This is a genomic window from Paracoccus sp. 228 (assembly GCF_000967825.1).
GTDB lineage: Bacteria > Pseudomonadota > Alphaproteobacteria > Rhodobacterales > Rhodobacteraceae > Paracoccus > Paracoccus marcusii.
Window position 1 is genome coordinate 324,140 of the sequence record NZ_JYGY01000004.1, and the last position, 22,378, is coordinate 346,517.

26 protein-coding genes are annotated in these 22,378 nt (G+C 67.3%); 8 read left to right on the top strand and 18 right to left on the bottom strand.

Annotation, left to right across the window (positions count from 1 at the left end):
* Positions 1 to 28: 28 nt before the first annotated feature.
* Positions 29 to 736: a GntR family transcriptional regulator gene (locus SY26_RS14520; RefSeq protein ID WP_046001084.1), complete on the bottom strand. Its 708-nt coding sequence runs from the start codon at positions 734 to 736 to the stop codon at positions 29 to 31.
* A gap of 197 nt (positions 737 to 933) precedes the next feature.
* Here SY26_RS14520 and SY26_RS14525 point away from each other — a divergent pair, with 197 nt between their 5' ends.
* Both SY26_RS14525 and SY26_RS14530 read left to right on the top strand, forming a co-directional pair.
* Entirely contained in the window at positions 934 to 2,145 is a 1,212-nt protein-coding gene (locus SY26_RS14525; protein ID WP_046001085.1) for a CaiB/BaiF CoA-transferase family protein, read from the top strand.
* Positions 2,142 to 3,032 (top strand): hydroxymethylglutaryl-CoA lyase, encoded by an 891-nt coding sequence (locus SY26_RS14530; RefSeq protein WP_046001086.1) that lies wholly within the window; start codon positions 2,142 to 2,144, stop codon positions 3,030 to 3,032. Before SY26_RS14525 ends, SY26_RS14530 begins: the two co-directional genes overlap by 4 nt.
* A 39-nt stretch (positions 3,033 to 3,071) precedes the next feature.
* Here SY26_RS14530 and SY26_RS14535 read toward each other — a convergent pair whose 3' ends face one another.
* Genes SY26_RS14535 through dctP form a run of 3 tightly spaced genes read right to left on the bottom strand, consistent with a single transcriptional unit; the run spans position 3,072 to position 5,900 of the window.
* Positions 3,072 to 4,340, bottom strand: a complete 1,269-nt coding sequence (locus SY26_RS14535) for a TRAP transporter large permease (protein WP_045982975.1) — start codon at positions 4,338 to 4,340, stop codon at positions 3,072 to 3,074.
* Positions 4,337 to 4,894, bottom strand: coding sequence for a TRAP transporter small permease (locus SY26_RS14540; RefSeq protein ID WP_046001087.1), 558 nt, complete (start codon positions 4,892 to 4,894; stop codon positions 4,337 to 4,339). The genes SY26_RS14535 and SY26_RS14540 overlap by 4 nt, the downstream gene beginning before the upstream one ends.
* A 10-nt stretch (positions 4,895 to 4,904) precedes the next feature.
* Complete coding sequence (gene dctP, locus SY26_RS14545; RefSeq protein ID WP_046001088.1) at positions 4,905 to 5,900, bottom strand: TRAP transporter substrate-binding protein DctP; 996 nt, start codon at positions 5,898 to 5,900, stop codon at positions 4,905 to 4,907.
* A 351-nt stretch (positions 5,901 to 6,251) separates the two neighbouring features.
* On the opposite strand from dctP, the gene SY26_RS14550 reads away from it, so the two are divergent.
* On the top strand, positions 6,252 to 6,530 hold the full coding sequence (locus SY26_RS14550) for an SH3 domain-containing protein (protein ID WP_045982978.1): 279 nt from the start codon (positions 6,252 to 6,254) through the stop codon (positions 6,528 to 6,530).
* A gap of 6 nt (positions 6,531 to 6,536) precedes the next feature.
* Here SY26_RS14550 and SY26_RS14555 read toward each other — a convergent pair whose 3' ends face one another.
* The 11 genes from SY26_RS14555 to purC all read right to left on the bottom strand — a co-directional run bounded on the left by SY26_RS14555 (position 6,537) and on the right by purC (position 16,128).
* Positions 6,537 to 7,523, bottom strand: a complete 987-nt coding sequence (locus SY26_RS14555) for a methylenetetrahydrofolate reductase (protein ID WP_046001089.1) — start codon at positions 7,521 to 7,523, stop codon at positions 6,537 to 6,539.
* Positions 7,520 to 8,095, bottom strand: a complete 576-nt coding sequence (locus tag SY26_RS14560; protein ID WP_046001090.1) for a methylenetetrahydrofolate reductase C-terminal domain-containing protein — start codon at positions 8,093 to 8,095, stop codon at positions 7,520 to 7,522. The genes SY26_RS14555 and SY26_RS14560 overlap by 4 nt, the downstream gene beginning before the upstream one ends.
* A gap of 385 nt (positions 8,096 to 8,480) precedes the next feature.
* On the bottom strand, positions 8,481 to 9,623 hold the full coding sequence (locus SY26_RS14565; RefSeq protein WP_046001091.1) for a glycine cleavage T C-terminal barrel domain-containing protein: 1,143 nt from the start codon (positions 9,621 to 9,623) through the stop codon (positions 8,481 to 8,483).
* A 169-nt stretch (positions 9,624 to 9,792) separates the two neighbouring features.
* A complete protein-coding gene (locus tag SY26_RS14570) occupies positions 9,793 to 10,290 on the bottom strand; it encodes an Lrp/AsnC family transcriptional regulator (protein WP_046001092.1) in 498 nt (165 codons plus the stop codon).
* 84 nt (positions 10,291 to 10,374) lie between these two features.
* Complete coding sequence (locus SY26_RS14575; protein ID WP_046001093.1) at positions 10,375 to 11,706, bottom strand: glutamine synthetase family protein; 1,332 nt, start codon at positions 11,704 to 11,706, stop codon at positions 10,375 to 10,377.
* 4 nt (positions 11,707 to 11,710) lie between these two features.
* Positions 11,711 to 12,535: an ABC transporter permease gene (locus SY26_RS14580; RefSeq protein ID WP_046001094.1), complete on the bottom strand. Its 825-nt coding sequence runs from the start codon at positions 12,533 to 12,535 to the stop codon at positions 11,711 to 11,713.
* On the bottom strand, positions 12,532 to 13,413 hold the full coding sequence (locus SY26_RS14585) for an ABC transporter permease (RefSeq protein WP_046001095.1): 882 nt from the start codon (positions 13,411 to 13,413) through the stop codon (positions 12,532 to 12,534). Before SY26_RS14585 ends, SY26_RS14580 begins: the two co-directional genes overlap by 4 nt.
* A gap of 50 nt (positions 13,414 to 13,463) precedes the next feature.
* Positions 13,464 to 14,198 carry a transporter substrate-binding domain-containing protein gene (locus SY26_RS14590; RefSeq protein ID WP_046001096.1) on the bottom strand — a complete coding sequence of 245 codons (735 nt, stop codon included), beginning with the start codon at positions 14,196 to 14,198 and terminating at the stop codon, positions 13,464 to 13,466.
* Positions 14,199 to 14,221: 23 nt separating this feature from the next.
* Positions 14,222 to 15,019 carry an ABC transporter ATP-binding protein gene (locus tag SY26_RS14595; protein ID WP_046001097.1) on the bottom strand — a complete coding sequence of 266 codons (798 nt, stop codon included), beginning with the start codon at positions 15,017 to 15,019 and terminating at the stop codon, positions 14,222 to 14,224.
* Between the two features lie 93 nt (positions 15,020 to 15,112).
* Positions 15,113 to 15,352 (bottom strand): phosphoribosylformylglycinamidine synthase subunit PurS, encoded by a 240-nt coding sequence (gene purS, locus SY26_RS14600; RefSeq protein WP_046001098.1) that lies wholly within the window; start codon positions 15,350 to 15,352, stop codon positions 15,113 to 15,115.
* Between the two features lie 14 nt (positions 15,353 to 15,366).
* Positions 15,367 to 16,128 (bottom strand): phosphoribosylaminoimidazolesuccinocarboxamide synthase, encoded by a 762-nt coding sequence (gene purC, locus SY26_RS14605; RefSeq protein WP_045981986.1) that lies wholly within the window; start codon positions 16,126 to 16,128, stop codon positions 15,367 to 15,369.
* 131 nt (positions 16,129 to 16,259) lie between these two features.
* Between purC and SY26_RS14610 the strand changes: the two genes are divergently transcribed.
* Positions 16,260 to 16,574 (top strand): DUF1476 domain-containing protein, encoded by a 315-nt coding sequence (locus SY26_RS14610; RefSeq protein WP_046001099.1) that lies wholly within the window; start codon positions 16,260 to 16,262, stop codon positions 16,572 to 16,574.
* Between the two features lie 181 nt (positions 16,575 to 16,755).
* Positions 16,756 to 17,298, top strand: coding sequence for a cytochrome b (locus tag SY26_RS14615; RefSeq protein WP_046001100.1), 543 nt, complete (start codon positions 16,756 to 16,758; stop codon positions 17,296 to 17,298).
* Here SY26_RS14615 and SY26_RS14620 read toward each other — a convergent pair.
* The 3 genes from SY26_RS14620 to SY26_RS14630 are packed head-to-tail and all read right to left on the bottom strand — an operon-like array spanning position 17,295 to position 19,518.
* Positions 17,295 to 18,593 (bottom strand): MATE family efflux transporter, encoded by a 1,299-nt coding sequence (locus tag SY26_RS14620; protein WP_046001101.1) that lies wholly within the window; start codon positions 18,591 to 18,593, stop codon positions 17,295 to 17,297. The genes SY26_RS14615 and SY26_RS14620 overlap by 4 nt on opposite strands.
* A complete protein-coding gene (locus SY26_RS14625) occupies positions 18,590 to 19,090 on the bottom strand; it encodes a PaaI family thioesterase (RefSeq protein WP_042247551.1) in 501 nt (166 codons plus the stop codon). Before SY26_RS14625 ends, SY26_RS14620 begins: the two co-directional genes overlap by 4 nt.
* A 2-nt stretch (positions 19,091 to 19,092) precedes the next feature.
* Positions 19,093 to 19,518: a PaaI family thioesterase gene (locus SY26_RS14630; protein ID WP_045981990.1), complete on the bottom strand. Its 426-nt coding sequence runs from the start codon at positions 19,516 to 19,518 to the stop codon at positions 19,093 to 19,095.
* Between the two features lie 162 nt (positions 19,519 to 19,680).
* Between SY26_RS14630 and SY26_RS14635 the strand changes: the two genes are divergently transcribed.
* The 3 genes from SY26_RS14635 to SY26_RS14645 all read left to right on the top strand — a co-directional run bounded on the left by SY26_RS14635 (position 19,681) and on the right by SY26_RS14645 (position 22,317).
* On the top strand, positions 19,681 to 20,028 hold the full coding sequence (locus tag SY26_RS14635) for a MerR family DNA-binding transcriptional regulator (RefSeq protein ID WP_206692757.1): 348 nt from the start codon (positions 19,681 to 19,683) through the stop codon (positions 20,026 to 20,028).
* Between the two features lie 106 nt (positions 20,029 to 20,134).
* Complete coding sequence (locus tag SY26_RS14640) at positions 20,135 to 20,527, top strand: MerR family DNA-binding transcriptional regulator (RefSeq protein WP_046001102.1); 393 nt, start codon at positions 20,135 to 20,137, stop codon at positions 20,525 to 20,527.
* An 11-nt stretch (positions 20,528 to 20,538) separates the two neighbouring features.
* Positions 20,539 to 22,317 carry an acyl-CoA dehydrogenase C-terminal domain-containing protein gene (locus SY26_RS14645; RefSeq protein ID WP_046001103.1) on the top strand — a complete coding sequence of 593 codons (1,779 nt, stop codon included), beginning with the start codon at positions 20,539 to 20,541 and terminating at the stop codon, positions 22,315 to 22,317.
* Positions 22,318 to 22,378: the final 61 nt, after the last annotated feature.

Consider the following 22,378-nt stretch of genomic DNA (forward strand, 5'->3'; position numbering starts at 1 on the left):
CCGCGTTCCGATGGTTGGTCGGGTGCGATCAGTCATGGCCGCCGGCCTGGAACAGGGTTTCGGCGGACGCGTCCGGGGCGGGATCGCTGTCCATCGTATCCTCGGCGGACAGGATGTGGACCTGCATCATGCGTTCGGCCCAGTGCGGCTTGCGGGCGGCGATGGCGGCGGCGATCTCCAGATGATGCTGGGCCGAACGGCGCCGCTGCTGGGGCGTGAAGCGGCGAAAGGTGCGCGTGACCAGCGCCACGTCGACCGTCGCGCGGATCAGGTGCATCAGCCTGGGGGACTGCGTCGCCTCGGCGATCAGCGCGTGGAACCGGGCGTTTTCCTGGTCGATGCCGGCGATCAGGGCCTCGCTGTCCTCGGCGACCTGCGCCAGCGCCTGCATGCGGTGGGCGGAGGCGGTCAGCGCCTCGATCTGGGCGGGCGTCGCGCGTTCGGCGGCCTTGGCGGCGGCATAGGATTCCAGCCGCAATCGCAGTTCGAAGATCTCGCGGACCTCGTCGGCGTCGGGGACCACGCACCACAGCCCCTGCCCCTTGCGACGCTCTAGCAGTCCCTCCAGCAGCAGCCGCTTGATCGCCTCGCGGATGGGCGTGCGCGAGATGCCCAGGTCCTCGGCCAGCCCGACCTCGGTCACCTTGTGGTCGGACGGCAGGCGTCGCTCCAGGATCGCCTGGCGTAGTTCGCGATAGGCCCGCCTGGACGCACTTTCCGCTGATTCCGGCTGCATCTCGAACCCTTCCGCCACGTGCTGCTGGGGCGCAGTTCATCATCTGGTCGGGGGCATTACAATCCCCGGCAATGAGTGCAGGAAAGCCGGCATGCTTCACTGGTACCGTAGAAAATCGATCTTCAGCCCAAAAATTGGATACAAATTTTAGGCCGCGCGGATTACACCCGTCATGAACGCATCAGGGAGGGATGGCAATGACAGGGAAAGCACCGTTCGGGCCGCTGCAGGGCCTGCGGGTCGTCGAGATGGGGCAGCTTTTGGCGGGACCGTTCGTCGGCAGCCGCTGCGCCGATTTCGGGGCCGAGGTCATCAAGGTCGAGGCGCCGGGCAGCGGCGATCCGATCCGCAGCTGGGGCCGCCTGCAGCACGAGGGCAAGACGCTGTGGTGGCCGATCATGGCACGCAACAAGAAATCCGTCTCGATCAACCTGCGTGCCGCCGAGGGGCAGGAGCTGGCGCGGTCGCTGATCGCGCAGGCCGATGTCCTGATCGAGAACTTCAAGCCCGGCACCCTGGAACGGTGGGGCATGAGCCCGGAGCAGCTGCACGCCCTGAACCCCGGACTGGTGATCGTGCGGGTCTCGGGCTTTGGCCAGACCGGCCCCTATGCGGCGCGACCAGGCTTTGCGTCGGTGGGCGAGGCGATGTCGGGGCTGCGCTATATCAACGGCTATCCGGACATGCCGCCGCCGCGCTATGGCATCTCGCTTGGTGATACGCTGACGGCGCTGTTCGCGTTCGAGGGGATGATGATGGCGCTGTATCACCGCGACCGGAACGGCGGGCGCGGCCAGGTCGTGGACGCGGCCATCACCGAAAGCTGCTTTGCGATGCTGGAAAGCACGGTCACGGAATATTCCAAGGCCGGAGAGGTCCGCCAGCCGTCCGGCACCGGGCTTGCCAAGATCGCGCCGTCGAACATCTATCCGGCCAAGGACGGGACCTATGTGGTGATCGCGGCCAATGTGGATGCGATGTTCCGCCGTCTGACGCAGGCGATGGGCCAGCCGCATCTGGCGGACGATCCGCGCTTCGTGACCCATATCGCGCGGGGCGAGAACGCGGAGCTGCTGGATGCGATGATCGCGACCTGGTCCGCGTCGCTGGACGTGGCCGACCTGACCGCGCGGCTGGAACAGTTCGGCGTGGTCTTCGGCCCGATCAACTCGATCGCCGAGGTGGTCCAGGACCCGCATTTCCGCGAACGCGGCATGGTGCGTGACCATCACGACGACGATTTCGGCACGATCACCGTTCCCGGCGTCTTCCCGGTCCTGTCCGAGACGCCCGGCGATATCGCTTGGCTGGGCCCGCAGGAGGTAGGCGCGCACAACGCCGAGATCTATGCCCGGATCGGCCTTGGCGGGGAAACGATCGAGGATCTCAAGGCGCGGGGCGTGATATGAGCGTCACGATCTGCGAGGTCGGCCCGCGCGACGGGCTGCAGAACCTGCCGCGCCTGTTCTCGGTTCAGGAGCGGGCGCATCTGATCGCCGAACTGGCGGCCGCGGGGCTGCGCCAGATCGAAGCCGTCAGCATGGTGAACCCGGCCCGTGTCCCCCAGATGGCGGATGCCGAGGCGGTGCTGGAGGCGCTGCCGCCCCTGCCGGCGGTCCAGCTGTCGGCCCTGGTCCTGAACCGCAAGGGGGCCGAACGGGCGCTGGCGACCGGGGTGCGCGAACTGCGCTTTGCGGTCGTCGCGTCGGACACGTTCTGCCGGCGCAACCAGAACATGGGCAGCGACGAGAGCCTGGCGGCCTTTGCCGCCGTGGCGCCGATGGTCGGCCAGGCCGGGCGGCAGCTGACCGGCGTGATCGCCACCGCCTATGGCTGCCCGTTCGAGGGAGAGATCGCGCCCGCGCGGATCGCGCAGATGGCAGAGGCGCTGCGCGGGGCGGGTGCCGACCGGATCGTGCTGGCCGACACGATCGGCGTCGCCGCCCCCCGCGACATCGCGCGGGTCCATGACGCCTGCCGCGACGCGCTGGACGGCATTGCCTGGGGCGTGCACCTGCACAACACCCGCAACACTGGCTATGCCAACCTGATGACCGCGCTGGAACGCGGCGCCGGCATCATCGATGCGTCCATCGGGGGGCTTGGCGGCTGTCCCTTCGCGCCCCGCGCCACCGGCAACATCGCGACCGAGGACGTGCATTACCTGCTGCACCGCGAGGGGATCGACACCGGCCTGGATCACGACCGGCTGGCCCTGCTGGTGGAGTGGCTGGCCGAACGCGTGCCCGACAAGATCACCGGCCAGCTGGCCCGCGCGGGCTGGTTCGGCGCCTGACCTGCGTCGGCGCCCGGCCGTCCGGCCGGGCGCCGATCACTACAGCCCCGGTATCGCCAGGACGATCTGCGGGAACAGCGCGATCAGGAACACCGACCCCAGCATGATCGCGACAAAGGGCAGCGCGCCCTTGGCCACCACCGACAATGGCGCGCGGTCCAGCGACTGGATCACGAACAGGTTCAGCCCGACCGGCGGGGTGATCAGCGCGACCTCGATCAGCAGCACGAAGAAGATGCCGAACCAGATCGGATCGATGCCAAGCGCGATCACCGTCGGCATCAGCACCGGCACCATGATCAGCAGCATCGACATGCTTTCCAGGAAGAAGCCGATGAAGATCAGCATGACCGCGATCAGCAGCAGCGCCAGCGTCGCCGTGTTGAAGTAGTCCTCGAACAGCCAGGCCAGTTGCGCGGGCAGCTGATAGAGGGTGATCGCCTGGCCGAAGATCTTGGCGCCGATGACGATCAGGAAGATGACCGTCGTCGTCTTGACCGTGTCGCGCACGGCGCCCAGGAACACCGCACGGCTAAGCCGTCCGCCCGCCGCCAGGATCAGCAACGCGACGGATGCGCCGATGCCCGAGGCCTCGGTCGGGGTGAAGATCCCGCCATAAATGCCGCCCAGGATCGTGCCCGCCAGCAGCAGCGTCGGCAGGGCGCGCCGCGTCGCGGCCAGACGTTCGGGCCAGGTCGCGCGCGGCATCGCCTGATGCGTGCCCTGGATCGCCGAGGCGATGACGACATAGACGCCGAACAGCACGATCAGCAGGATGCCCGGACCGACGCCGGCCAGAAACAGCTGACCGATGCTTTGTTCGGTGATCGCGCCGTAGATGATCAGCGGGACCGAGGGCGGAATGATGATCCCCAGCGTGCCGCCCGCGGCCATCAGGCCCAATGTCAGGCTGCGCGAATAGCCGCGCTTGACCATCTCGGGGATGGCGACGGTGCCGACGGTCGCGGCCGTGGTGATCGAGCTGCCCGAAATGGCCGAGAAGACCCCGCAGGACAGCAGCGCCGCGATGCCCAGGCCGCCGGGCCAATGCCCGACCCAGCTCTGCATTGCGACGAACAGGTCGCGCCCGATCCCCCCGCGCAGCAGCAGGTTCGACATCAGCAGGAACAGCGGGATGGCCAGCAGCACGAAATCGTTGATGCCGCCGAACAGCGTGCTGGCGACCATCGACAGCGGCAACCCGTCGATGGCCAACAGCCCCGCACCCAGGATGCCCAGCGTGAAGGCCACCGGAATGCCGGTCATCAGCAGCGCCAGAAGCGCGCCGAAGATCAGGAACGGGGTCATCGTCCGGCCTCCCCAGGGGCGTTGTGCGACAGCTCCTGTTCGGCGCTGCTGGCGAAATCGGGGGCGGGACGGCCCGGCAGCCGGATCAGGTCCGCCAGCGCCTGCAAGGCCAGGATCGCAAAGCCAAGGATGATCGGCAGTTCGGCGATCCAGGTCGGCATCCGCAGCATCGAGGGCTGGCGCCGCCCGAAGGCGATCGAATCCAGCATCGACCCCGTGGCGACCCACAGAACAAAGATCGAGAACCCCAGGATCGCCAGAAGGCTCAGCGCCTCGGCCGCCTTGCGGCCTGCGGGCGGCAGTTGCCCGATGACGGCAGTGATGCGGATCATGTGCCCGTCGCGCAGGCAATACCCCATCGCCAGGAAGGTCAGCCAGATCATCACCGTGGTCGCGACGTCCGATGTCCAATGCGTGGGGGCGCGAAAGACATAGCGCGCCACCACCTCATAGGTCAGCAGCATCGTCATGGCGACGATGCCCACCTCGGACAGGCGCGCCGCGATCAGCGACAGCCCGTCCGCCAGGCGCAGCGCGCCACGGGATGCAGTCATGCCCCTGCCCTCAGCGCAGCGCGTCCAGCGCCGTCAGAAGCTGGTCTCCCGCCTCGCCCGCCTCCTGGCGGAACTGCTCGACCGCGGGGCGGGTGGCCTCCTGCCAGACGGCGATCTGCTCGGGCGTCAGTTCGGTGACGGTCGCATGGCCGTTCTCGGCCAGCCACTGCGCGGCCTCGACATTCTCGGCCTCGGTCTCGGCGCGCATCTTCTCCTCGGCGCGGATGGCGGCCTCGGTCATCCAGGCCTGCTCCTGTTCGGACATGCTGTCCCACAGGGCCGGGTTGATGACCGCGATGAATTCGGCCAGGCCGTGGCTGGTCATGGTGACATGATCCATCACCTCATAGAGAGCGCGCGACTTGACCGCGGTGGTCCCGCTCATCCCGATGGCGACCAGGCCGCGCTGATAGGCCACGAACTGCTCGGCGCCGCCGACGACCACCGCCGATCCGCCCACGGCCTCGATCAGATCGCCCGTCGGCTTGCCGGTCGCACGCACCATCTTGCCGCGCATGTCCTCCGGAGAGACGACCGGCGCGCCCTTGGACAGCATCTGCACGGGACCGTAGTCCTGCCACCACAGCACCTTGGACCCGGCCTCCAGCAGCAGGTTGTCAAAGGTCGTGCGGAACGCGCCCTCGCGGTCGGCGGCGCGCGCCAGGATCTGATAGTCCGGGAACATGAACGCGACCGAGAAGATGCCGGCTGCCGGGACGGACCCCGCATATTCGTCGGCCAGCACGATGCCCATGTCGATCGCGCCGCTGGAGATTGCCTGCGGCACCTCCTGCCCCTTGAACAGCGACGCGCTGTCAAAGACGCGCACAGTCATCTCGCCGCCGGAAATCTCGTTCAGCTGCTCGGCGAAATAATGGGTGTTCGCGCCGACGGGGTGGTTGGCACCGACCTGGACGGTCATGCGCAAGGTCCGCTCGGCCGATGCATCTCCGGCCATCAGGCACATCGCGCCGCTCATGACGGCAGCCGCTATCGCGTGTTTCATCACTTCCTCCCTGATATTCCCGGCCCCTCGCCGTGATCCGGCCGCTCCTCCCCGAGCGCCGGCGCCTTTAGATAATGCATACAATATTTTTGCTGTAAAGCGGCGCAGATGATCTGGTATCGCCGTTAAACGTGCAGAAAGGGCATCGACGAAAAATAGTATCGGCCACCCAACTCGCCTTGCACACAATTTTTACCGGGGGTTCTTCCTTGACCAATGTCCCCAATGCTTTGAGCAACGCCACCTTTCCGTCATCCAAAGCAGCGTCAATCGACCGTGACAGCTGCGAACCCGATTGCCGTCATCGGCGCGATGGTGTCGTATCGGCGGCGAAACGATCAGGGACCTACGATGCGACCATATCTTGCGGCCTTTCTTGCGCTCATGACGGTCACGGCCTGCGCGGTCGGCTCCGGCGCGGTGGTGCAGGGTGCCGGCCCCGACGACCTTCTCAAGCTGCGCGAGGGGCCGGGGCTGAACCACAGGATCATCATCGGCCTGCCTGACGGCACGCGCCTGACGCGCCAGAACTGCGTGACCACCGACGGCAAGGTCTGGTGCAGGGTGATGCTTGCCGACCGGCCCAGCGTCTCGGGCTATGTGGCGGCAGAATACCTGGCGCATCGCTGACGGCGGTCAGTCCGCCGGGCGCCCCTCGCGCACGCCGGACTGGGCGATGATCTCGGACACCAGGTGTTCGCGGCGATAAGCCATGACATGCACGCCGCTGACGCCCGCAATCGCGCGGATCTGCTGGATCAGCTCGATGCACAGGCGCTTGCCCTCCTCGCCGGGATCGGCGGCCCGCTCCATCCGGGCGATCACCGCGTCCGGGATATGGACGCCGGGAACGTTGCTGCGCATCCAGCGCGCGGCCCTCGCCGAGGCCAACGGGCCGACCCCGGCCAGGATGAACACCCGCCGGTCCAGGCCCAGGTCGCGCACCCGCGCCATGAAGCGCGCGAAGGTCGGGACGTCGAAGATATAGTTCGTCTGGATGAAGTCCGCGCCCGCCTCGACCTTCTTGGCCAGGCGGTCGGGACGCCAGTCCAACGGCGCGATGCAGGGGTTCTCGGCCGCGCCCAGGAACATGCGCGGCGGGCTGGTGATGCGGCGGCCCGACAGGAACATGCCATCGTCGCGCATCGTCCGGATGGTGCGCAGCAGCGAGATCGAATCCAGATCGAAGACCGGCCGCGCACCGGGCTGATCGCCCACCCCCACCCCGTCGCCGGTCAGGCACAGCACGTTGCGCACGCCCATCGCCGCCGCCCCCAGCACGTCCCCCTGGATCGCGATGCGGTTCCGGTCGCGGCAGGATATCTGATAGACCGTCCCGATCCCCGCCCGCGTCAGCAGGGCCGAGATGCCGATCGACGACATGTGGCAGTTGGCCCCCGACGCATCCGTCGCGTTGATCGCGTCGGCGACCCGGGCCAGCGGGCGCGCGGCGGCAAAGACATCCGCGGGGTCTGCGCTGTCGGGCGGGTTCAGTTCGGCGGTGACCGCGAACTGACCCTGGCGCAGCACCCGCTCCAACCGGCTGCCCGACACGTGGCCGGGGGGCGGCGGGTCATAGGACGGCTGCCAGCGGTCGAAATCGACGGGCGGGAGGTCGGTCATCGGCGCGGCCCACGGTCGGCCGGTCGCGGCTCGACCGCCAGGGGCGCGGCCGCCGGTTCATGGGCGCGGGCCTGCGGAAAGGCGCGGGCGATGGTGCCGCGGGGGGCGTCGGGCGGCCCGACCGGGTGCGCCGCCTTTTCGCGCGCAACGCGCAGCCAGGACGACGACCCCTGCAGGCTGCGGTCCACGGGCGGCTGGACGTCGCCGATCCGCGCGCCGTCGCGCATCCGGGCGGCCCCCTCCCAGGCCATCACCCAGACACAGCGCATCTGCGGATCGACCTCGCAGAAGCCGCCGGGGCGCACGCCGCCGCAGGGACCGTTCCGCAATGTCTTGGGGCAGTTCATCGGGCAGGACATGCCGGTCGAGGACAGCACGCATTGCCCGCACATCCGACAGTCGAACAGCAGGCCCTTGGTCAACCGCTCAACCGCGGCGACGGGGCGTTCCAGCCGGTGATACCCGATGCGCCGGAACAGCGGGTCCAGGGCGACCAGAGCGGCCTCGAACCGGACATAGACCCATTCGAAGGCGCGGGCATGCCGGACGGCAAGACGGCGAAGGCGGTACATGCTATCCGCCCCGCCGCAGGGAAGGCCGGTTGCCCATCATGTCGCCGCGTTCAGACGCCCGACCTGATCGCGCAGCACGCGCGTCCCGATCGGGCGAGGAGATTGAAGAGGTCCGGCGTGTTCGCAGGGTGCCAGACGGGCGACGCACCCGGGCAACCCTGGTCACCCGCGAATACGCGACCAGCCACATAAAGGCGCAGGACGACACTGCACCACGCGTCGCCGGAAAGGTGCGCCCTGCCCCGGGGGGCTGCAGCGACATCGCCTTATCGCGCATCTGCATCCTCAGACATCAGCACGCGGCGGTCCCCGGACAGAGGCACCATCCGCGTCGGGGGGCAGGACAGATCGGACATGTCTGAGGCTCCGTGATCCGGGGGCAGGGTCAGGCGACGGCGATGGTCTTCTTGGGGTCGTGAAAGGGCCGCTCGACGATGGTCGCGGACCGCGTGCCGTCCGGGGTCCGGACCTGAACCTGGGCGCCCATCTGTGCCGATCCGGCCGACAGCATCGCCAGCGCGATGTTGCGATCCAGCCGCGGCGAATGGATCGCCGAGGTGACCTTGCCCACGACCTGGCCGTCACGGGTGACGGGCCAGAAGGTCGTGTTCGGCCCCTTCAGCGGCGCGCCGTCGATCACCACGCCGACCTGGCGGCGGGCGGGGCCGTCGGCCTTGATCCGGCGCAGCGCGTCCTTGCCGATGAAATCGGCCTCGATGTCCAGGTCGACCAGCCGGTCCAGACTCAGCTCATAGGGATTGGTGTCGATGTCGGCATCGGCGTGATAGGACAGCATCGCCCCCTCGATCCGGCGGATCGACGAGGTGTGGCCCGCCTTCAGCCCCAGGGGCGCACCCGCGGCCATGATGCGCTCCCACAGCGCGTCGCCGCGGCTGCCGTCCTGCAGATACAATTCGTATCCCAGTTCGCTGGACCAGCCGGTGCGCGACACGATCAGCGGGATGCCGTCCAGATCGACCCGGCGCAACCAGTAATAGCGCAGGTCCATGATCGCGTCGCCGAACAGCGCCCGCATCACCGCACCCGATTTCGGCCCCTGCAGCTGCAGGGGCGACACGTCCGGTTCCCTGATCGTGACGTCCATTCCCGAATGCACCGCGACCCCCTGCGCCCACAGCAGGATGTCACTGTCGGCCAGCGATATCCAGAAATGGTTTTCCGCCAGCCGCAGCAGGACCGGGTCGTTCAGGATGCCGCCCTGGGCATTCGTGATCAGCACGTATTTGCACTGTCCGACCGCCATCTTGGACAGGTCGCGCGGCGTCAGCATCTGGACGAACCGCGCCGCGTCGGGGCCGGTGATCTCGACCTGACGCTCGACGGCGACGTCGCACAGGATCGCGTCGTTGATCAGGTTCCAGAAGTTCTGCACCGGATCGCCAAAGTCGCGCGGGATGTACATGTGGTTATAGACCGAGAACCCCGTGGCGCCCCATCGGACGGTCGCGTCGAAATAGGGGGACTTGCGGATCTGTGTTCCGAAACCGAAATCTTGGATCTGGGTCATCTGGCGTCTTCTTCCACGAAAATGGGCCGGTGGCCGGGGCGGGACATCTGCCATCTAAGCGCGTATGCGGACGACGCACGGGCCAAATCCGGCGCGCAAACAGGCCGGTCGGGCTGTTCTTGGGGTGGACTGCAGACCGGACGGTCTTGGCCGGAGAATCCCGCGCCGGTCAGGCGGGGTGCGCGGGCGCGCGTGTCAGCGCCTTGAGGTCGGGCTGTGCCGCCTTGACCTGTCGCGTCACGATATAGGTCATATAGCGCTGGATCCCCAGATCGGCCTCCAGCAGCGATTCCATCAGGGTCTGGAACGCCGTCAGGCTTTGGGTGACGACCTTGAGGACATAATCCATCCCGCCGCCGGTCGCGATGCATTCGGTGATCTCCGGCAGGGCGCCGATATGGCTTTCGAACCGGTCGAAATCGACCTTGCGGTGCTGCGCCAGCGATACGGTGACGACGACCTGGGTGACATTGGCAATGCGCTCCAGCACGATGTCGGCCCGGTATCCCCGGATCAGCCCGGCCTTGCGCAGCCGCGTCAGCCGCGCCCAGCAGGGGGTGGGCGACAGGTTCACCAGCTCGGCCAGTCGCGCCTTGCTCAGCTGCCCGTGCTGCTGCACGGCCGCAAGGATGCGGATGTCGGTCGCATCAAGGCCTGGCCTGCTCATCCACCGCCTCACTTGCCGTCACGGACGGCGAACATTGCCCACGGCCCTGCTGCCCGGAAACGGGCGGGCGGGCCATCGTCGCGATCAGACCGTGTCCAGGTACAGCTCGACCGTCTCCTCGTCGGACAGCTCGGCCATGTAATGCAGCTCCTGGCGCTTGGTCATCAGATAGTTGTCGACCAGATGCGCGGGCAGGATGCGGCGGATCTCGGGGCAGCTGTCGAACGCCTCGATCGCCGCGCCCCAGTCGCCGGGCAGCTGCGCCAGCTTCTGGTCATAGGCGTTGCCCTTGAAGGGCGCGGGGGCGACCAGCTGGTCCTCGATCCCGTTCAGCGCGGCCCCCAGGATGGCGGCGATGGTCAGATAGGGATTCACGTCGCCGCCGGCCACGCGATGCTCGATCCGCCGGGCCTTGGGGCCCGAGGACGGGATGCGGATCGCGGCGGTGCGGTTCTCATAGGCCCAGCCGATGCCGGTCGGGGCATGGGCGTTGGGAACCAGGCGGTCAAAGCTGTTCTCGTGCGGGGCAAAGAGCAGGGTCGATCCGGGCATGGCGCGCAAGCAGCCCGCGACGGCCTGGCGCAGCGCCTCGGTGCCCTCCTCTCCGCCATTGTCGAAGATGTTTCGCCCGGCCCGGTCCAGGATCGAGAAATGCATGTGCATCCCGTTGCCCGCGAACATCTCGTAGGGCTTGGCCATGAAGCTGGCGGCAAAGCCATAGGTCCGGGCGATGCCCTTGACCAGCATCTTGAACAGCCAGGTGTCGTCGGCGGCCTTCAGCGGATCGGCCTGATGCATCAGGTTGATCTCGAACTGTCCCGGCCCCGCCTCCGAGATGGCGGTGTCGGCGGGAATGTCCATCGCCTCGCAGGCGTCATAGAGCGTCGTGAAGAACTGGTCGAACGCGTCCAGGGCGCGCAGCGACAGGACCTCGCCGCCGGTGCGCCGCTTGCCGGATTTCGGGCTGGGCGGTACGCGCAGCGTCTTGCCGCTGTCGTCGATCAGAAAGAATTCCAGCTCGGTCGCCACCACCGGCACCAGCCCGGCCGCGACATAGCGTTCGGCCACGCGGGCCAGCGCCTGGCGCGGGTCGCCGTCATAGGGGGTGCCGTCGGGATGGAACATCCACAAAGGCAGCAGCCCCGTGGGCGCGTCCAGCCACGGCATGGGCAGGAACCCCCGTTCGGTGGGCAGCAGCAGCCCGTCGGGGTCGCCGGATTCGAAGACCAGCGGGCTGTCCTCGACATCCTCGCCCCAGATGTCCAGGTTCAGGACCGAATAGGGAAACTTGGTCCCCTCCTCCAGCAGCTTGCCGGCATAGCGGGCGGGCACGCGCTTGCCCCGCGCGACACCGTTCAGGTCTGCTGCCGCGACGCGGATCGTCTTGACCTCAGGGTGTTCGCGCAGCCATTCCATGGGATTATCTCATCAACTGGGGACGGTACCGGACGCGGCTGGTCGCACCCGGCAGATGCCGGTTCAGCCGCCTGTTCACCCTGCCGAAAAGCCAGATCAATGCCAAGGTGGCAGCGATGAAATAAGCGGCGGCAATGGGATAGGCGACAAAGGGGTTGAAGGTCCGGTCCGCGAAGTAGCTGGCATAGTACAGCGCGTCGCCCTTTTGCTGGAACGCCGGAAAGCCGCTGAAATAGACCAGCGTCGTGGCGTGGAACAGGAAGATCGCCTCGTTCGTGTAGCTGGGCCAGGCCAGGCGCAGCATGGTGGGCCAGACGATCCGCCGGAACCGCTTCCACCCGGTCAGGCCATAGGCGTCGGCGGCCTCAACCTCTCCCTTGGGGACCGACATCAGCGCGCCGTGAAAGATCTGCGCGCTATAGGCCGCGGTGTTCAGGATCAGCACGATCAGCGCCCCGGCCCAGGCCCGCGTCAGCCAGCTGGTCTGGATGGTCATCCCCAGGACGTCGATGCCTGCCCGCGGCAGCAGCACCAGCGATTCATAGGCGATGAAGAACTGGATGAACAAGGGACTGCCGCGGAAGACGAAGATGAAGGCATTCGCGGGCTTGCGCAGCCAGGGGTTGGCACTGGCCTTGGCCAGCGCCACGCCCGTCGCGATGAAGAAGCCGACCGACAACGCCAACACTGCAAAATACAGGTTCCAGATCAGGCCCGACCCGATCAACACCGCCTGCTGGCACAGATCATATCCCTCGCGCGGCAACAGCCGTTCGCCATAGCCGATCGAGCGCAGGGCATAGTCCTGGATGGTCTGCATGCAGCTCATGCCGGGGCTCCCTTGCGCTCGGCCTCGCCGCCAAGCGTGGCCTGGCCGCGCGACAGCCGCCGCGTGACGCGGCCCAGCACGCGTTCCGAGATCCAGGTCATGCCCAGATAGAACACCAGGATCGCCAGGAAGTAATACAGCCGCCAGTCCGGATGCGGATAGGTGAAGGCGCTGGTCTTGGACCCGCCCAGCTCGCGCGCCCAATAGACGATGTCCTCGACCCCCAGCAGGAACAGAAGTGGCGTGGCCTTGATCAGGATCATCCACAGGTTGGACAGGCCCGGCAGGGCATAGGTCCACATCTGCGGAATCAGCACGCGGCGGTTCACCTGCGCGGGCGACATGCCATAGGCCTCGGCCGTCTCCAGCTGGGCGCGGGGCACGGCCGCCATGGCGCCTGACAGCACGTTCGCGGCAAAGGCACCGAAGACGATCGAGAAGGCGATGACCGCCAGGAAGATGCCATAGACGTCATGCACCCAGGGCGCGGCGTCGTTCAGCGGCAGCTTGGCCGCGGCGCAAACGACGAAATCGTTGCCCTGCCGGACGGGCGCATCGCTGTCGCACAGGACCTGATGGCGCACCCATTCGAAGCCCTGGTCCAGCGCGATCGGCACGAACAGGAAGAAGATGATATCCGGCACGCCCCGCACCATCGAGGTGTAGATCCCCCCGAACCACCGCAGCGGCGCGATGCGCGAGCGGCTGGCCATGGCGCCGCCAAAGCCGAACAGCAGTGCGATGGGCGCGGTGATCGCCAACAGCAGAAGCACCGTCCCGAAGCTGGTATAGAACAGCAGATGCGTGCCCGATGTCAGGTAGCACGACAGCCAGGCAAGCCCCTGCAGCAGGGACGGATCGGTGCAATATGCGAACATGGGACTTCCCGAAGGGCCGCCGCGGCACGGGTCCGCGGCGGCGGGTCAGATCATTCGAACAGCAGCGCGTCGTCGCCGAACCACTTCTTGATCATGTCGTTCAGGCTGCCGTCTTCCTTCATCGCGGTGATCTGCGCGTCGAATTTCTCCAGCAGCTCGGTGTCGGACTGGCGCAGGCCCATGCCGATGCCCTCGCCCAGGGCGACGCGGTCCATGCCCTCGACCCAGACCAGCTCTCCGCCGGATTCCTCGACGATGGGGGCCAGAAAGTCGCGGTCGGCCAGGATCGCGTCGGCCTCGCCGTTGCGGACGGCGGCGACGGCCTGGTCGGGGTTCGGGAACTCGATCAGCGTCGCGCCGCTCTCGGCGACATAGCCCGCCTGGATGGTGCTGGTCTGGGCCGCGACGATGCCGCCTTCGACGTCGACGTCAGCCGCCAGCGCCGCATAGGCCGACGGCGTCGGCGGGGTATAGGGCTGCGTGAAGGCGATCACTGCCTGGCGTTCGGCGTTGATGTTCATGCCGGCCATGATCGTGTCGTAGTTCGACGAGACCAGGTTCGGGATGATCGAATCCCAATCGTTGCGCACCCAGGTGCAGTCCAGCTCGGCGCGCTTGCACAGCTCGTTGCCCAGCTCGATCTCGAAGCCGGTGACCTCGCCGGTGGCGTCGTCGATGAAGTTGTAGGGCGCATAGGCGCCTTCGGTGCCCATGCGGATGGTCTGGGCCTGGGCCAGGCCCGCGGTCAGCATCAGCGCGACGGCCGCGATCGTCAGGGATTTCATTCGGGGTCTCTCCTGTTGGTTTCTTATGTCGCCATGGTCGCGGACAGGAACTGGCGCAGACGGTCGGTCTGCGGGTTCCCGAACAGGCGATCCGGCGGGCCTTCTTCGCAGACCACGCCCTGATGCAGGAACACGACGTGATCGCTGACATCGGCGGCCAGCCGCATGTCATGGGTGACCAGGATCATCGTGCGATGCTCTCCGGCCAGATCCTTGATGACGCGGACGACCTCCTGCTGCAGCTCGGGGTCCAGCGCGCTGGTGGGTTCGTCGAACAGCAGCGCCTTGGGCTGCATGCACAGCGCGCGGGCGATGGCGGCACGCTGCTGCTGGCCGCCCGACAGCTGTGCGGGCCAGGCGTCCGCCTTGTCGCCGATGCCGACCTTGGCCAAGAGATCGCGGGCGTGGGACTCGACTGCGGCGCGATCCTCTCCCAGCACGGTGACCGGGGCCTCCATAACGTTCTGCAGGATCGTCATGTGGGCCCACAGGTTGAACTGCTGGAACACCATGGACAGGTTGGTGCGCATCCGCGTGACCTGGGCGCGGTCGGCGGGATGGCGGCCCTGCCCCTGCCCCTTCCAGCGGACCGGTTCGCCCTCGAACAGGATCTCTCCGGCCTGGCTGTTTTCCAGCAGGTTGCAGCAGCGCAGCAGCGTGGACTTGCCCGACCCGGACGACCCGATCAGGCTGACCACATGGCCGCGCGGGGCGGTCATGGACACGCCCTTGAGGACGTCAAGCGGACCATAGGACTTGTGCAACCCGTTGATCGAAATGACCGGGGCGGCGCTGTGAGGGGTCGGGGTCTGGTTCATCATCCGCACATTGGGCGTCAAACGCGCGCGTTTTGCAACGGGGTGCAGGGGGCAACCTGCCGATAAGGGCAGGCTGCCGCAGCGTCAGCCGAACGCTTACGCAATCTCGATCGAGTATTTCTCGATCACGGTGTTGGCCAGCAGGCCCTCGCACATCCTGGCGACCTCGGCGCGGGCCGCCTCGACGTCGGTGGCGGCCAGGTCCAGCTCGATCAGCTTGCCCTGGCGGACGCCGGTAACGTCCTGGTGGCCAAGCCCGCCCAGGGCATGGCGGATCGCCTCGCCCTGGGGGTCCAGGACGCCGTCCTTCAGCATGATGGTGACACGTGCTTTCATGGCGGCAGTCCCTCTCAGTTGATCGCGGTCGGTTTCAGGCTGGTCGTGTTGGCGGGCATCAGGCCCAGCCGGCGCGCCACCTCGGTATAGGCGTCGGTCAGGTTGCCCAGGTCGCGGCGGAACACGTCCTTGTCCAGCTTCTGCCCGGTCTTGACGTCCCATAGCCGGCAGCTGTCGGGGCTGATCTCGTCGGCCACGATCAGGCGCATGAAATCATTGTCCCAGACACGTCCGACCTCGATCTTGAAATCGATCAGCTTGATGCCGGCGCCGTAGAACACCCCCGACAGGAAGTCGTTCACCCGCAGCGCCAGGCTGACGATGTCGTCCAGGTCCTGCTGGGTCGCCCAGCCGAAGGCGATGATGTATTCCTCGGACACCATCGGGTCGCCCAGCTCGTCGTTCTTGTAGCTGTACTCGACGATGGGCCGCGGCAGGGCCGTGCCCTCCTCCAGCCCAAGGCGCTTGGACAGCGACCCGGCCGCGAAATTGCGCACGATCACTTCCAGCGGGATGATCTCGACCTGGCGGATCAGCTGCTCGCGCATGTTGATGCGGCGGATGAAGTGGTTCGGGACGCCGATATTCGTCAGCCCGTTCATGAAGAACTCGGACAGGCGGTTGTTCAGCACGCCCTTGCCTTCGATGGTGGCGCGCTTCTGCGCGTTGAAGGCGGTCGCGTCATCCTTGAAGTACTGGATCAGCGTGCCGGGTTCCGTGCCCTCGTAGAGGATCTTGGCCTTGCCTTCGTAAACTTTCTTGCGCCGCGGTGCCATGGGCCCACCGTCCTTTCGCATGTCCCTGAAGATGCCGCTTACCCCGGATTGCCGGTCGGGGGCAATACGAGCCTTGCGACAAGGCATGCCGATGGGCATATCTTGTCCCAGACGCCGCACAGGAGGGCCCGATGACCACGTTCAACGATCGAGAGCGCGCCTACGAATCCAAGTTCGCCCATGACGCCGACCTGCGCTTCAAGGCCGAGGCGCGCCGGAACCGCCTGCTGGGCGAATGGGCGGCCGGACAGCTGGGCAAGACCGGCGACGACGCCCGCGCCTATGCCATGACCGTCGTCAGCGCCGATTTCGCCGAGCCCGGAGAGGAGGACGTCTTCCGCAAGGTCGAGGCCGACCTGACAGGCGTCGCCGATGCCGAAACGATCCGCGCGCAGATGGCCCGCCTGATGGACGAGGCCCGCCGCCAGGTCATCGACGAGACCTGAGCCGCCATCGTCAGCAGACCGGATCAGGGGGGCATCGCGCCCCCCTTTTCCATTCCTTCCCGCGGTGCACGCGCGCAAGGCAGCCGGGGTCAAGCTTTGGTGACCCGGCATTTTTGCCGTCGCGTTCCTGCCGAACCGTGGGATGAAAGGGTCTGCCCTATCAACGACAGGATGCCGGAACATGCTTTGGGACAATCAGGACCGCTATGGAGCCGTGACCCGGACGCTTCATTGGGGAATCGCCGCCCTGATGGCGTGGCAGTTCGGCGGCATGCTGTCTGAAAGCCTGCTGGGCGACGAGGCGCCCCTGGCCGTCGCACTGACCGCCAACCACACCCAGGTCGGAACCATCCTGTTCGTGCTGATCGTCCTGCGCGTGGTCTGGGCTGCCGTGAACCGTGATCGTCGCCCGCCCCGCCGGGCGGGCCTGCTGGGCCATGCGGCAAGGCTGGGGCATGTCGCGCTCTATGCGCTGATGCTGGCGGTTCCCTCGGCGGCGCTGCTGCGGGCCTGGGGCGGGGAACGGGGCTTTGCGCCCTTCGGGTTCCAGATCTTCGCGCCGCGCGCCCCGGACCAGGTCGTCAAGACTGCCACCGACATCGGGTCGAACTTTCACGGAGAGCTGGCCTGGGTGATGGGCGTGCTGATCCTGGGCCATATCGCCATGGCGCTGTTCCACCAGGTCGTACTGCGCGACCGCCTGCTGCGCCGCATGGCGGGCTAGGCGGCGGCGGCCTCGGCATTGGGATAGCGGCGCAGCATCGTCACCGCGCGGGCCAGGTTCAGCGCCATCAGCGCGGCCCACAGGCCGTGGTTGCCCCAGAAGGGCGGCAGGATCAGCACGCAGGCCGCGAAGACCGCCACCGACCGGATCATCGCGTTGCGCATGTCCCGCGTCAGCGTGGCCCCGATGAAGATGCCGTCCAGCATCCAGCCCGCCACCCCGATCAGAGGCGCCAGCGCCAGCCAGGGCAGATAGATGCGCGCCGCCTGCCGCACCGCGTCCGAAGTGGTCAGCAGATCGATGATCGCGCCCCCCGCGACGATGAAGACCAGCCCCATCACGACCGCACCCCCCAGCCCCCAGGCCGAGGTCAGCAGCGACGCCCGCCGCACCCGGTCCGGCCGGCGCGCGCCCACGGCCTGTCCCACCAGGCTTTCGGCGGCAAAGGCGAACCCGTCCAGCGCATAGGCGGTCAGCGCCACGAACTGCAGCAGCACCTGGTTCGCGGCCAGCGGCACGTCGCCCTGCCCCGCCCCCAGGAACAGGAAGCTGGTCATGCAGCCCTGCAGCAGGACCGACCGGATCATGATGTCGCTGTTCACCCGCGCCAGCCGCGTCAGCCGGTCGCGCGCCCACAGCCCCGCCGCGCGCCGCGCCTGTCCCAGCACGTGCCGCGCCAGCCACAGGCCCAGCGCCACGCCGGACAGCTCCGCGATCAGCGTGGCCCAGGCGACGCCCGCCACGCCCAGCCCCAGGCCCAGCACGAACCACACATCCAGCGCGACGTTCAGCCCGTTCTGCACCAGCTGCAGCGCCAGCACCGCACGGGTGCGTTCGACCGCGATCAGCCAGCCGGTGATCGCGTACAATCCGATGGTCGCAGGCGCGCCCCAGATCCGGATCGCCAGATAGTCGCGGGCCAGCGCCTCGACCGCATCCGAGGCCGGGGCCAGCCGGAAGGCCGCCCAGAAGATCGGCGCCTGCAGCGCGATGAAGACCAGCCCCGCGGCGGCGGCGATGGCCAGCGCGCGCAGCAGATGGGCGCCGACCTCGGGCGCGTCGCCCGCGCCATGCGCCTGCGCCACCAGACCGGACGTGCCCATGCGCAGGAACCCGAACACCCAGTAGATGGACGTCAGGATGATCGCGCCGATCCCCACCGCGCCGATGGCCTGCGGCTGGCCCAGTTGGCCCACCACGCCGGTATCGACCAGCCCCAGCAACGGCACCGTCAGGTTGGACAGCACGATGGGCACCGCGATCTGCAGCACCCGGCGGTGGGTCAGCAGGCTCAAGGCTGCGGCATCAGGAAGTGACCGGTGGCCTGGGCGATCAGGCGGGCGCGGTTGTCCTGCCACGCCTCGACATGGACGGACGCATAGCGGCGTCCCGACCGCACCACGCGGGCGCGGGCATAGGCGTCGCGCGGCAGGCCCGAGCGCAGGTAGTCGACGGTGAAATCGATGGTCTTGGGCAGCCGTGGCAGGCTGTCGGGAACGGCCGCGTCGGGGGCGATGCGGCCTGATTCCAGATCCTCCCACATCGCGGCCCAGCCCAGCTCGATGATCGCCGTGACCTCCAGGAAGGCCGCGGTGACCCCGCCATGGATCGCAGGCAGCATCGGGTTGCCGATCAGCTTGTCGTCATAGGGCAGGATCGCGGTCAGTTCGTCCCCGCGCCGGTCGAAGCGGATGCCCAGCCAGGTCATGTAGGGCACGCCGGTGACCATCGCCGCCAGGGCCGAATCGCGGCGCGACTTGATCTGGTGCAGGGGTTCGTTGCGGTCGCCCATGATCACCGCTCCGCCGTGAAGGCGCCGGTGGCGGCGGCGACGGGATTGGCCTCGTCCTCGTCCAGGGCCACGGCGCGCAGAAAGGCCACACTGCGGGTCATGTGATAGCATTCGGCCCGCGCGGTGATCCGCTGTCCCGGCGTAGCGGCCCGCATGTAGTCGATGCGCAGGTCGATCGTCGCGGTCGATCGCGGGTTCGTCGGATGCGCCATCACCGCCGCCCCGCAGCAGGTGTCCATCAGCGCCGAGACGACACCCCCGTGGATCACCCCGGTGCGCGGATCGCCGACCAGGTGTTCGGCCCAAGGCATGCTGATCGTGGCGCGGCCCGCGCCGATCTCCTCGACCCGCATGCCCAGGGCGCGCGCATGGGGGATCGCCTCGATGAACTGCTGGGCGATGCGGGCGTGATCGTCGGGATCGGTCATGGGGCGTCCTTCTTTGCGCGAGGGGTAGCGTCCGGTCGGGACCCGGATCAAGCCCCGGCGCGCGATTCGGTTGAGAAAGGATGCGGCTGCGCTTAGGTTGACGCCAAGGGAAATCTTCCAGGGAGGTGCCGGGTGACCGAAGACCGCATCAGCTTCAAGGACATGTGCGCACGGTTCGAGGTGACGCCCCGCACGCTGCGCTATTACGAATACATCGAACTGCTGCAGCCCCGAAAGGAAGGCCGCGCCCGGTTCTATGGCCCGCGCGAGGTCGCCCGCATGACCCTGATTCTGCGCGGGCGGCGCTTCGGCTTCAGCCTGGAGGAGATCCGCCAGTGGCTGCAGATCTATGACAAGAAGGGCTCTCGCGAGCAGTACCAGGTCTGGATCGACATGGCCGACCGGCAGCTGGCCGTGCTGGACGGGCAGATCGCCGACCTGACGGCGGCGCGGGCGGACCTGGACCAGCTGCGCCAGACCACCGTGGCCGAACTGGCCAAGATGGGCTGACGCGGCGGCACGCGCCCTTGTGACGCCGCGTCCTGCTTACGTTCGCGTCAACTTGGGGCTATGTTCAGGGAAGGACGGAAAGCCGGTTTGAGGAGGAGCCGCACCCATGTCCGAAGATCTGATGACCATCCGCCAGATGTGCGACGCCTTTGACGTGACCCCGCGCACGCTGCGGTTCTACGAGGCACGAGAGCTGATCTTTCCCCAGCGCCGCGGCCAGCACAGGCTGTATGACCGGCGCGACCGGGCCCGGCTGATCCTGATCCTGCGCGGCAAGCGCTTCGGGTTCAGCCTGGAACAGATCCGCCAGCTGCTGCAGCTGTACGAACCCGGCGGCACGAACCGCGCGCAGATCGCGGCCACGATCGATGTCGGCCGCGACCGCCTGGCGGACATGGAACGGCAATATGCCGAACTGAGCGAGGCGATCGCCGACCTTCGCCAGCAGATCTTGGATGCCGAAGGCCGGCTTTCCGCAGCCCCCACAGAACAGCCGTAAAGGATCCCGACATGCCTTCGTACACGCCCCCGATCCGCGACCTGCAGTTCGTCCTGCACGACGTTCTGAAGCTGTCGCAATCCGACCTGCCCGGCCATGACGAACTGGCCCCCGACTTTACCGAGGCCGTGCTGGAAGCCGCCGGCAAGCTGTCCGCCGAGGTGCTGGCGCCCCTGAACCTGTCCGGCGACCAGGAAGGCTGCGTTCTGGAGAATGGCGTCGTCCGCACGCCCAAGGGCTTCCGCGAGGCGTTCGAGCAGGTCAAGGAGGGCGGCTGGACCGCGCTGGACTGCGACCCCGAATACGGTGGCCAGGGCATGCCCTACACCATGGGCGTGGCCACCGGAGAGATGTTCGTGTCGGCCAACATGGCCTTCAACATGTACCAGGGCCTGACCCACGGCGCCTATTCTGCGATCCACGCTCACGGCACCGACGACCAGAAGCAGACCTATCTGCCCAAGATGGTCAGCTGCGACTGGACCGGCACAATGAACCTGACGGAACCGCATTGCGGCACCGATCTGGGCCTGCTGCGCACCAAGGCGGAACCGCAGGATGACGGCAGCTATCTGATCACGGGCCAGAAGATCTTCATTTCGGCCGGTGATCACGACATGGCCGAGAACGTCGTCCACCTGGTCCTGGCCAAGGCGCCCGGCGGCGGCGAGGGCACCAAGGGCATTAGCCTGTTCATCGTGCCGAAGTTCCTGGTGAACGCGGACGGCTCTCTGGGCGATCGCAACGGCGTGTCGGTGGGCGCGCTGGAGCACAAGATGGGCATCCACGGCAACGCGACCTGCGTGATGAACTATGACGGCGCGAAAGGCTGGCTGCTGGGCGACCTGCACAAGGGCATGCGCGCCATGTTCACCATGATGAACGAGGCGCGTCTGGGCGTGGGCCTGCAGGGCTATGCCGCGGCGGTGCCCGCCTATCAGAACGCGCTGGCCTATGCCAAGGACCGCCTGCAGGGCCGTGCGGTGACCGGCGCGCAGAATCCGCAGGGCGCCGCCGATCCGCTGATCGTGCACCCCGACATCCGCCGCAGCCTGCTGGACCAGAAGAGCTTTATCGAGGGTGCTCGCGCGCTGGCGCTGTGGGGCGCGCATCTGATCGACCGCGGCCACCTGGCCGGCGACAAGGACGCCGAGGGGCTGGTGTCGCTGATGACCCCGGTCATCAAGGGCTTTCTGACCGACAAGGGCTTCGAGGCGACGGTCCTGGCCCAGCAGGTCTTCGGCGGCCACGGCTATGTCGAGGAATGGGGCATGAGCCAGTTCGTCCGCGATGCCCGCATCACCATGATCTACGAAGGTGCGAACGGCGTGCAGGCGCTGGACCTGGTCGGCCGCAAGCTGGCCCAGGATGGCGGCAAGCATGTGATGGCCTTCTTCGACATGGTCAAATCGTTCTGCAAGGAACAGTCCGGCAATCAGGCACTGGCCGGCGACTTCATCGAACCGCTGAAGGCCGCGTCCAAGGACCTGCAGGCGGCATCCATGTTCTTCATGGAACGCGGCATGAAGAACCCGAACGATGCGCTGTCGGGCAGCTACGACTTCATGCACCTGTTTGGTCACGTAACCCTTGGTTACATGTGGGCCCGGATGGCGGTCGCCGCACAGGCGGCGCTGGATGCGGGCACCGCGGACCCGGCGTTCCACAAGACCAAGCTGGCAACCGGCCGCTACTACATGAAACGGCAGCTGCCGATGACCGCCACGCATCTGGCCCGCATCCAATCCGGAGCAGCCACGGTGATGGAGCTGGAGGCAGAAGCCTTCTGATCCGGCAGCAAGGGCGGAGAGGTCGGATTGGGTATTTTTGCAAAGAAGAAGCAGGATGCGC